The organism is Polaromonas sp. P1_E1_2, from assembly GCF_056406035.1.
The window spans coordinates 1-9,809 of sequence record NZ_JBFUAZ010000096.1; the positions used below are offsets into that span (position 1 = coordinate 1).

Genomic DNA, 9,809 nt, shown 5'->3' on the forward strand with positions numbered 1-9,809 from the left:
CAATCGCGATCACCGCGTTCTGGATGCCGGGGCCCAGCGCCGCGACAAACGCCAGCGCCAGAATGAGACGCGGAAACGCCAGAAAAATATCGGTGATGCGCATCAGCACCGCATCGACCCAGCCGCCGGCATAACCCGCCACGGTGCCGACGATGAGGCCCAGCGGCGCGGCCAGCACCGCCACCAGAATCACCACCATCAGCGTGATGCGCGAGCCGATGATGATGCGTGAGAGGATGTCCCGTCCCTGGTCATCGGTGCCGAACCAGTGTGCCCACGAAGGCGGCAGCAGCCGCGTGGTGCGCAGGTCGCCGGTGTATGCCGAGTAAGGCGCGAGCAGGTCGGCAAAAATCGCCACGAGAACCAGGCCCAGCACGATGAAGAGGCCCAGCATCGCCAGCCGGTTGCGCGAAAAATCGCGGCAGCCGTGGTACATGCGGCCCATGAAGGCCTGGCGGCGCGAGGCAGGGCGGTCGGTGCTCAGCCAGTCGCGCAGGGATGCAACCTTTGAAGTCATCGGATACGCGTCCTTGGGTCGAGCAGCTTGTACAAGACGTCTGACAATAAATTCAAGCCGACAAAGATCGAGCCCACCACAATCGTGCCGCCCAGCACCGCATTCATGTCGGCGTTCTGCAGCGAGTTGGTGATGTACAGGCCCAGTCCCGGCCAGGCAAAAACGGTTTCCGTCAGCACCGAGCCCTCGAGCAGGCCGGCGTACGACAGGGCGATCACCGTGACCAGCGGCACCATGGCGTTGCGCAGTGCATGGCGCCAGATGATGCGCGACTCCGACAGGCCCTTGGCGCGCGCGGCGATCACGTATTCCTGCGCGAGTTCATTGAGCATGAAGGAACGCGTCATGCGGCTGATGTAGGCCAACGCGAAATAGCCGAGCAGCGAAGCCGGCAGGATGAGGTGCGAAAACACATTGCGAAAAGCCTCCCACTCGCCGGTCATGGCGGTGTCGAGCAGCAACAGCCCCGTGATGGGCTTGAGTGTGTATTCATAACTCACGTCGATCCGGCCCGGCCCGGAGACCCAGCCCAGCCGCGCATAAAACACCACCAGCGCCATCAGCCCCAGCCAGAAGATGGGCACCGAATAGCCCACCAGGCCGATCACGCGCACCACCTGGTCCACCAGCTTGCCGCGCCGCACCGCGGCCCATACCCCCAGCGGCACGCCCAGGCCCGCACCTATCAGGATGCCCAGGCTCGCCAGCTCCAGCGTGGCCGGAAAGGCGCGCTTGATGTCCGTCATCACCGGGTTGGCTGTCAGCACCGAGATGCCGAAGTCGCCCTTGAGCACCTTGCCGATGTAGATGTAGAACTGCTCATACAGCGGCTTGTCCAGCCCCAGCTCCTGGCGCACCCGCTCGATCACATGCGGCGGTGCGCGATCGCCCACGATGGCCAGCACCGGGTCAATGGGAATCACGCGGCCGATGAAGAACGTGACCGCAAGCAGGCCCAGGTAGGTGAGCAGAATCACCACCAGGAAGTTGCCGAAGCTCCTGGCGTGCGGCGTGAAGCGCTGGCCCGCCGTGCGCGTGGTCACCGCACTGAGCGGCGCCACGCCGGCGGCTGTGGGGTCGGGAATGGCCAAAGTCGGTGGCTTATCAGCGCTTGGAGGCGTTGAACATGTAGTTGCTGTCGAAGGTGGGGCCCAGCTTCAGGCCGTCCACGTTGCTCCGGAAAGCCGCCACCTCGGTTTGCTGGTACAGCATGATGAAGGGGCTGGTTTTGCGGAACTCGGCCTGCAGGTCCTCATACATCTTCTTGCGCTTGCCGGCGTCACGCTCCAGCACAGCCGCGTCCGACTGCTTCGTCAGCTCGGGAATCGCCCAGGCATTGCGCCAGGCCAGCGGTTTGGCCTTCGCGTCATCGGCATTGTCGGGATTGCGCGTGAAGGTATCGGCGTTCGAATGCGGGTCCCAGTAGTCGGCGCCCCACTGGCCGATGTACATGTCGTGGGTGCGGGCACGGTACTTGGTCAATGTTTGCTTGCCGTCGCCGGGAATGATCTCGATGTCGACGCCGGCCTGCTTGGCCGTCTGCTGGAAGGCCTCGGTGATGCCCTGCACCGGCTGGATGGTGCGCATGTCGATGGTGACCTTGAAGCCGTTGGCAAGGCCCGCTTTGGCCAGCAGCGCCTTGGCCTTGGCCACGTCGAGCTTGTAGGGCTTGACGGTGCTGGCGCCCAGCAGGCCCTGCGGCAGAAAGTTCTGGTTGATCACGCCGATGTTCTTGACCAGTGTGTCGCCGATGGCATCGTAGTCGACCAGGTATTTCAGGGCTTCGCGCACTTCGGGCTTGGCCAGATTGGGGTTCTTCTGGTTCAGGCTGATGTAGTAGACCGTGCCCTTGGGCGTGGAAGTCATCTTCACGTCCTTGTTGGCCGAGAGCGCCGCGATGTCCTGCGGGCTCAGGTTGCGGGCGATGTCGATGTCGCCTTTTTCGAGCAGCAGGCGCTGCGTGGCCGATTCCTTGACGTGGCGGTAGATCACGCGGGCCAGCTTGGGCTTGGCGCCGTAGTAGTTGTCGTTGCGTTCCAGCGCCACGATTTCATTGGCTCGCCATTCGCGCAGCTTGAGCGGGCCGGAGCCGGCATAGTTGGTCTTGAGCCAGGCATAACCCCAGTCGCCGTTGACCTCTTTCGACTGCACCAGCTTCATGTCGACAATGCCGGCAACGTTGGCCGTCAGGCAGTTGAAGACAAAGGTGGGCGCATAGGCCTTGTCGGTTTCCAGGGTCACCACGGTCGGGCTGGTGGCCTTGATCTTGTCCTTGACGTTGGTCTTGGAGAAACCGAACTGGGTCAGGATGAAGGCGGGGGATTTGTCCAGCATCACGGCGCGCTGCAGCGAATACGCCACTTCTTCGGCCGTGAGCGGGTTGCCGGAGGCGAATTTGATCCCGGGCTTGAGCTCGAAGGTATAGGTTTTGCCGTCGGCCGAGACGGTCCAGGATTTGGCCACGTCGCCCACCAGTTTGGACGGGTCGTTGACGTCCAGGCGCAGCAGACGGTCATAGGTGTTGCCCATGATTTCGCCGGCGGACAGCTCAAAGGCTTCGGCCGGATCCATGGTGATGATGTCATCGAAACCGAAGGCCAGCACCAGTGTGTCCTTCGGCGTGGCGGCCAGCACTGCGCCGGCGCTGCAGGCCAGCATGGCGGCTGCGGCAGTGGCGCAAAGAACGCGGCGGCTGAGGTGGGGAAGCATGTGGTTCAAGATGATTTCCTTCGGTTGGACAGTCAAACAAACATTGCGCCTGACCGCTTGTGGCGGCCGCGCCCGGGGGTCTCAGGGGTGAGCAGGAATCATGCCCATGCCGCTGGTGGTTGCCGCCGGTAACTTGTACATACAAGTCAGGGACCTGTTAACGGTCCAGGGCGACTGATGCATTCTGCGCCGCCGACCGCGCGCGTCAAGACCCGGGTTTTCCGCGATTGCTGACTTCATGAAAACCGGCGGTCCGGCGGCGGACCGCCTGGCCGTCGCCCACGTAGCCAACACCGTTGCCCCAAAAAAGTGTCCAGACGCCGCCTTCCAGGGTGAAGCGTTACGACCTGCTGCTCGGCGGAATATCCTGGTGGACAACCGGCTGAACTCTGCGGGTTTTACCGGTGTTTGTTGTTGCTATTAAAAACATAGCTGCTGGCGCCCATCCATATTGGACTTAAGGCCAAAACTTCCCCTGAAAACAGCCTGAACCGGGTCTGGTTTCAGTTTCGGGGCAAATCCCTTCTTCTGGCGCGTTCAGGAGGCCTCGCAAGCCTTGTTCTTGAGGTCCAAAAGTGGCTCGAGGTCAATTAAATAGGGCGCGACAAGCTATGAAATTGATAGCGATCGCTCGGTGCGTCCGGACCCGGCAAAGGACACCTGCCGTCAGATCACCGGCCTTTACCCCGCCCCGTGACACTTCTTGTATTTCTTCCCGCTACCGCAATAACACAGGTCGTTGCGCCCGGGCGTGGCCTCCACCCGCACCGTCTCGACCTTGGGGCCCATGGTCTTCCACAACTCACGCAAGTCATACACCGCCCAGATGGCCTCGCCAAAAGCGTTGAGCCTGGCAATGCTGGTGCTGGGCGTGCCGTCTTCGCTCAGGGGTGACACCTCGGGCGGGGCGCTATCGTCTTCGGTCATGGCGACCACGGCCTGCAGGGCGCCGTCGAGCCATTTGGCGGCGTCTTTGTCACGCGGCGCCATCCACTCGTCGGGCCAGCTTTCCACCGCAAACATGAAGCCCAGCGCCCAGACCTGCGCGAATGCGGGCAGGTCTTCGCCCTTGAAAGCGGCACGTTCGTCGGGCGGCATGTCGGCCACGGCGCCGCGTATGTCCATGACCTCGGGGTGGTAGCAGTTGTCGTCTTCGAGCGAGTCCACTTCGGCGTCCAGCGCCGTTTCGACTTCCTGCCAGCGCTGGTTCCAGAGCATGAGGAAGCGCTCACGTTGCGCGTCGCTGGCGAACGAGCCGCCTTCCGGATCCGGTGCCTCGCCCTCAGCGGGGACGGCGAGCAGCACGGGCAGGTATTCGGCTGCCTCGATGGGCCGGCGCGAGCAGATCACGGCGGCCATGAAGCCTTCGCAGAATTCCCACTGCGGCGTTTCGTCATAGCGGGTGCGCAGGTCGTCGAGGATGGCATCGAGTTCGTCGAACGCCTCGACTTCCAGGAAAACCGGCTCCGGCGAGGGCTTTGAAGGGATGACGGATTTGGGGGTGGGCTTCATGAAAAAAACAGTTCTGAGCGTCACATGAGGCTCTTATGATGCAAAGTGTATCTGGCGCATCGCGGCTGCATGCCTGTGTTTTGTGCCCTTTTGTGACCCCTCCCCCCGGAAGCTCCACCATGTTTCTTCAGCGCCTGGATGCCTGGTTCCCCGTCCGTTACACCTTTATGGCCCTGTGCGGGCTTGCCGCGCTGCTGGGGCTGCTCGGCCTGATGGTTTTTGGCGTGGGGAAGCTGGCCCTGGTATCGCTGGTGGCCGGCGTGGTGCTGGTGTGCGTGGGCGTGCGCGATCTGCGGCAAACGCGCCATGCCGTGCTGCGCAACTACCCGGTCATCGGCCACATGCGTTTCCTGTTTGAGTACATCCGGCCCGAAATGCGCCAGTACTTCATCGAAAGCGACAGCGAGGCCACGCCGTTTTCCCGTGCCCAGCGCTCGCTGGTGTACCAGCGCGCCAAGGGCGAACCCGATAACCGGCCGTTCGGTACGCAGCTCGACGTTGGCGCGCAGGGTTATGAATGGGTCAACCATTCGATGTCGCCGACCAAACTGCCGTCGCATGACTTTCGTGTCTGGATAGGCGGCACGCCCGATCATCCTTCGCCCTCGGTGGAGCCCTGCACACAGCCTTACCACGCCAGCGTGTTCAACATCTCGGCGCTGAGCTTCGGATCGCTCTCGGCCAATGCCATCATGGCGCTGAACAAGGGCGCCAAACTCGGCGGCTTCGCGCACGATACGGGCGAGGGCTCGATCTCGCAGCACCACCGGCTGCATGGCGGTGACCTGATCTGGGAAATCGGCTCGGGTTACTTTGGTTGCCGCAACGAGGACGGCACGTTCAGCGAAGAGCGTTTCGCCGCCAACGCACGCGACCCACAGGTCAAGCTGATCGAGCTCAAGATGAGCCAGGGCGCCAAGCCCGGCCACGGCGGCATCCTGCCGGGGCCGAAGGTCACCGAGGAAATCTCGGCGGCGCGCGGTGTACCGCAGGGCAAGGATTGCATTTCGCCCTCCAGCCACAGTGCATTTTCCACGCCGGTCGAGATGATGCATTTCATCGCCAAACTGCGAAAGCTGTCGGGCGGCAAGCCGACCGGCTTCAAGTTCTGCATCGGACACCCGTGGGAATGGTTTGCGATTGTGAAAGCCATGCTGGAGACCGGCATCACGCCGGACTTCATCGTGGTGGACGGCGCCGAGGGCGGCACGGGCGCGGCGCCCGTCGAGTTCACCGACCACGTGGGCGCGCCGCTGCAGGAGGGCCTGCTGCTGGTGCACAACACGCTGATCGGTGTCAATCTGCGCAGCCGCGTTTCCATCGGTGCCGCCGGCAAGGTGGTGAGCGCGTTTGACATGGTGCGGCTGATGGCGCTGGGCGCCGACTGGTGCAATGCCGGGCGCGGTTTCATGATGGCGCTGGGCTGTATCCAGGCGCAAAGCTGCCACACCGGCAAATGCCCGACGGGCGTCACCACGCAAGACCCGGTGCGCCAGCAGGCACTGGTGGTGCCCGACAAGGCCGAACGCGTGCGCAATTTCCACCGCAGCACGCTGCATGCGCTGCAGGAGCTGGTGCAGGCCGCGGGCCTGTGCCACCCGCGCGAAGTCAACGCGCATCACATCGTGCGGCGCCTGACCGATACCGAGGTGCGGCTGCTGAGCAACCTCATCATGCAAGTCGAGCCCGGTGCGCTGCTGGGCTCGCTGGAAAAACAGAACACGGTGTTCAGCTACTACTGGCCGCTGGCCAGCGCGCACAGTTTTCGCGCCAATGGCGTGGGGCCGGGTGGGCACATGCCTGCGCAAGCCAACGGCATCCGTGTGCCGGTGACGGGTGATGCCGCGGCGGTATCGGGGGCAGTTCCCTCCGGCGCCTCCGCAGAGCGCGCTGCGGGTTAAACGCCTCTCACGGCATTCCGGGTCATGAACGGGTCGCTATTAATTAAATAGCTGCTTGCGCACGTACACCCTGGGTCAGGAGCCTTTTCTTCATTGAAAGCACATGCCGGTCCTTGCTGAGCAGCAAGGCCTTGCCGGTCACCGCCAGGTCGATGAACTTCTGGTCGTCGGGGTCGCTGCAAGTGACACCGGCCTTGGCTGCCACCTCCGTCAGGCGAGCATGCCGGTCAAAGGCGGCGAGCACGTCACCGGCGCTTAATTCGTAAAACGCCAGGCGGGGAATGATTTGCGGATAGGCCAGCACGCGCTCAAGTTCGTCGCGCATGGCCTGCGTGGCCAGCCAGTCGAGCTCGCCGGCCTCCAGCGCTTTTTTCAGTGGCTGCGCTGCCGCGTCATTGAAGACAAACACGTCGAGGACGATGTTGGTGTCCAGCACGACAGGCTGGCGCACTGAGGCCGTCACGCCGCCGGCTCGTTCGGTGGGGTGGGGGCGGCTGCGCCGGGCTTGCCGCGTGCGGAGCCCGCCACCATGTCAAAGCGGAACAGGCGGCATTCGATGGGACCGTTCCACATCGGCACGCGCCGCGATTCTTTCAGGCGCATCTTGCCGGGCAGTTTGAGGTCGGGTGTGAGCACGTGAGCGGTCCAGCCGGCGTAATTTTTCTTCCAGTGCGCGGCCAGTTGTGGAAAAAACTCCGTCGCTTCTTCGCCCCAGGCGTTTTGTGCCTGCTCGCGGCCGGGGTTCGCCGAGCGGTCGCGCGATGTCTCGAAGGCGGGTTCTTCACGTGTGTCACCCCGATCACCGCTGTCCCGGTTCAGCGGCTGGCCAAATTCGTCGATGGGCTGGTTGCGGTGGTCCTGCTGCACGCGTCCTTCGGCCTGTCCTTGCTGGCGGCGCTGGTCGCGCCCCTGCACGCCGGTGATGCCGGCCACACCTGCCACATCAATACGCTCGCCGTAAGGCGGATTCACCAGCATCACGCCCGAAGGCGCGGGCGGCATGCGCTGCAGGGCGTCGCCGCCGCGGAATTCCACCGCATTGGCCACACCGGCACGCTCGGCATTGCGTTCGGCAAAGTCGACCATGCGGAAAGACACGTCGCTGCCGAACACCGGCGCTGTAGGTTCGGTGATGGCGGCTTCGGCCTGGTCGAGCAGGCCGTCCCAGACATGGCCCTGGAAGGGCAGGTATTTCTGAAAGGCAAAACGGCGGTTGATGCCGGGCGCAATGTTGCAGGCGATTTGCGCGGCTTCAATCGCGATGGTGCCCGAGCCGCAGCAGGGGTCATAGAGCGGCACGCCTTCTTTACAGAGCTGATCCCATCCGCTGGCGGCAATCATGGCGGCGGCCAGGGTTTCCTTCAGCGGGGCATCACCCTTGTCTTCGCGCCAGCCGCGCTTGAAGAGCGGCTCGCCCGAGGTGTCGATGTAGACCGTGACGGTGTCCGTCGTCAGGTGCACGTAGACGCGCACGTCGGGCCAGCGCGTGTCGACGCTGGGCCGCACGTCGTCGAACTTGGCGCGAAAGCGGTCGGCGATCGCGTCCTTGATCTTCAGCGCCGCGAAGTTCAGGCTTTGCAGCGGGCTGTGCTGGGCCGTGATCTCGACCTTGAAGGTCTGCTTGGGCGTGAACCAGATTTCCCAGGCCACGTTGGCAGCTGCGTTGTAGAGGTCTTGTTCGCTGCGGTACTGGTTGTGCTGCAGCTCGATCAGCACGCGCTGCGCCAGCCGGCTGTGCAGGTTGAGCTGCAACGCGTCGCGCCACGAAGCCTGCAGCTGCACGCCGGCGCGCCAGGCTTTGCCGTCGATCCCGGTGACACGCTTGACCTCGGTGGCCAGCAGGGTTTCGACGCCTGCGGCGCACGGTAAAAAGAGTTGGAGTTGATTCATGACTGACTTTGAGGGGCGGGGCAGCGCGGCCTGATTGGGCGGCTAGAGTGATTTGCGCAGGTTGGCGGGCGCGATGCGGAGCGCCTCGCGGTACTTGGCCACGGTGCGGCGGGCGCATTCAATGCCCTGCTCCTTGAGCATTTCGGAAATCTGGTTGTCGCTGAGCGGCTTCTTGAGGCTTTCTGACGAGACAAATTGTTTGATGAGCGCGCGCACCGCTGTGCTGGAAGCATTGCCGCCGGTTTCGGTGCCGAGTGCGGAACCGAAGAAATACTTGAGCTCGAAAGTACCGAAAGGGGTGCCCATGTACTTGGCCGTGGTCACGCGGGAGATGGTGGACTCATGCAGGCCCAGTTCATCGGCGATTTCGCGCAGCACCAGCGGCCGCATGGCGAGTTCGCCGTGCGTGAAGAAGTTTTTCTGCCGTTCCACAATCGCGCTGCTTACGCGCAGGATGGTGTCAAAGCGCTGCTGGATGTTCTTGATGAACCAGCGGGCCTCCTGCAGGCGCTGCTGCAGCGCCTGGCCGCCCTGGCCTTTGTGCTGCTTGAGGGCATTGGCATAAATGTCGTGCACGCGAAGGCGCGGCATGACGTCGCCATTGAGCGAAACCTTGAAGCCCCGGCCCGATTTGATGACGATGACGTCGGGCACGATCAGGTTGCGCTCCACGTTCACAAAGCGGCGCCCGGGCTTGGGGTCGAGCCGGCCAATCACCGTGATGGCGCCCTTGATGGCGGCTTCGGTGAACCCACACAGGTGCGACAGGCGCTTGACATCGCGCTTGGCCAGCAGCTCCATGGGCTGCTTGCACATGGCAATGGCTGCGCGGGTTTCTTCGCAGTCCTTGCAGTCCAGCAGTTGCAGGCTCAGGCATTCCGCCAGGTTGCGCGCACCGACACCGGCAGGCTCCATGTGGTGCAGCAGCTTGAGCGCCATCGCAAAACGCTGCTCCAGCTCTTCCGCCTGCGCCATGTCATCTCTTGCAAGACCGGCCGCGAGCGACGCCAGGCTGTCTTCAAGGTAGCCGTCGTCGTTGAGCGATTCAATGAGGAAGTGCAGCGCGGCGCGATCTTCCTCCGACAGGCGCAAGCTCAGCGATTGCCGGTGCAGGTGGTCCTGCAGCGACTCATGGCTGCCCGTGAGGTCGGAGGCCTCGGCTTCGCTCTCTTCATTGTTGTTCTTGCGCGCCGGTGCGTCGCTTCCCCACTCGCTGTCGTCGGGCGTGGTTTCTACCGTGCCATCGCCTTCCCAGCTTTCCTCGAGCTTGGGCTCCGCAC

The 9,809-nt window shown here is 63.4% G+C and carries 8 protein-coding genes; 1 reads left to right on the forward strand and 7 read right to left on the reverse strand.

The features are described from left to right. The 4 genes from AC1D1P_RS07145 to AC1D1P_RS07160 form a co-directional block, all read right to left on the reverse strand. The coding region (locus AC1D1P_RS07145) for an ABC transporter permease (RefSeq protein WP_477672518.1) at positions 1-517 on the reverse strand (517 nt) is incomplete at its 3' end. After that, positions 514-1,608 carry an ABC transporter permease gene (locus AC1D1P_RS07150; RefSeq protein ID WP_477672519.1) on the reverse strand — a complete coding sequence of 365 codons (1,095 nt, stop codon included), beginning with the start codon at positions 1,606-1,608 and terminating at the stop codon, positions 514-516. The genes AC1D1P_RS07145 and AC1D1P_RS07150, both read right to left, overlap by 4 nt. A 13-nt stretch (positions 1,609-1,621) precedes the next feature. Continuing rightward, positions 1,622-3,226: an ABC transporter substrate-binding protein gene (locus AC1D1P_RS07155; protein ID WP_477672523.1), complete on the reverse strand. Its 1,605-nt coding sequence runs from the start codon at positions 3,224-3,226 to the stop codon at positions 1,622-1,624. 681 nt (positions 3,227-3,907) lie between these two features. Beyond that, the gene (locus AC1D1P_RS07160; RefSeq protein ID WP_477670654.1) at positions 3,908-4,738 is read right to left on the reverse strand and encodes a YecA/YgfB family protein; all 831 of its coding nucleotides are present in this window, start codon (positions 4,736-4,738) and stop codon (positions 3,908-3,910) included. Between the two features lie 119 nt (positions 4,739-4,857). On the opposite strand from AC1D1P_RS07160, the gene AC1D1P_RS07165 reads away from it, so the two are divergent. Continuing rightward, positions 4,858-6,639 carry an FMN-binding glutamate synthase family protein gene (locus AC1D1P_RS07165; RefSeq protein WP_477672520.1) on the forward strand — a complete coding sequence of 594 codons (1,782 nt, stop codon included), beginning with the start codon at positions 4,858-4,860 and terminating at the stop codon, positions 6,637-6,639. A 43-nt stretch (positions 6,640-6,682) separates the two neighbouring features. Here the strand turns inward: AC1D1P_RS07165 and AC1D1P_RS07170 are convergent, their stop codons facing one another. The 3 genes from AC1D1P_RS07170 to rpoN form a co-directional block, all read right to left on the reverse strand. Continuing rightward, entirely contained in the window at positions 6,683-7,102 is a 420-nt protein-coding gene (locus tag AC1D1P_RS07170; protein ID WP_477672521.1) for a putative toxin-antitoxin system toxin component, PIN family, read from the reverse strand. Beyond that, the gene (locus AC1D1P_RS07175; protein WP_477670657.1) at positions 7,099-8,529 is read right to left on the reverse strand and encodes a THUMP domain-containing class I SAM-dependent RNA methyltransferase; all 1,431 of its coding nucleotides are present in this window, start codon (positions 8,527-8,529) and stop codon (positions 7,099-7,101) included. The genes AC1D1P_RS07170 and AC1D1P_RS07175 overlap by 4 nt, the downstream gene beginning before the upstream one ends. 42 nt (positions 8,530-8,571) lie before the next feature. After that, positions 8,572-9,809: RNA polymerase factor sigma-54 (gene rpoN / locus AC1D1P_RS07180; RefSeq protein ID WP_477672522.1), on the reverse strand; the 1,238-nt coding region annotated here is incomplete at its 5' end.

Bases quoted from the DNA above. Each gene is read 5' to 3' on its own strand.
- AC1D1P_RS07165 (WP_477672520.1), top strand. From the start codon at position 4,858: ATGTTTCTTCAGCGCCTGGATGCCTGGTTCCCCGTCCGTTACACCTTT.
- AC1D1P_RS07155 (WP_477672523.1), bottom strand. From the start codon at position 3,226: ATGCTTCCCCACCTCAGCCGCCGCGTTCTTTGCGCCACTGCCGCAGCC.
- AC1D1P_RS07160 (WP_477670654.1), bottom strand. From the start codon at position 4,738: ATGAAGCCCACCCCCAAATCCGTCATCCCTTCAAAGCCCTCGCCGGAG.
- AC1D1P_RS07175 (WP_477670657.1), bottom strand. From the start codon at position 8,529: ATGAATCAACTCCAACTCTTTTTACCGTGCGCCGCAGGCGTCGAAACC.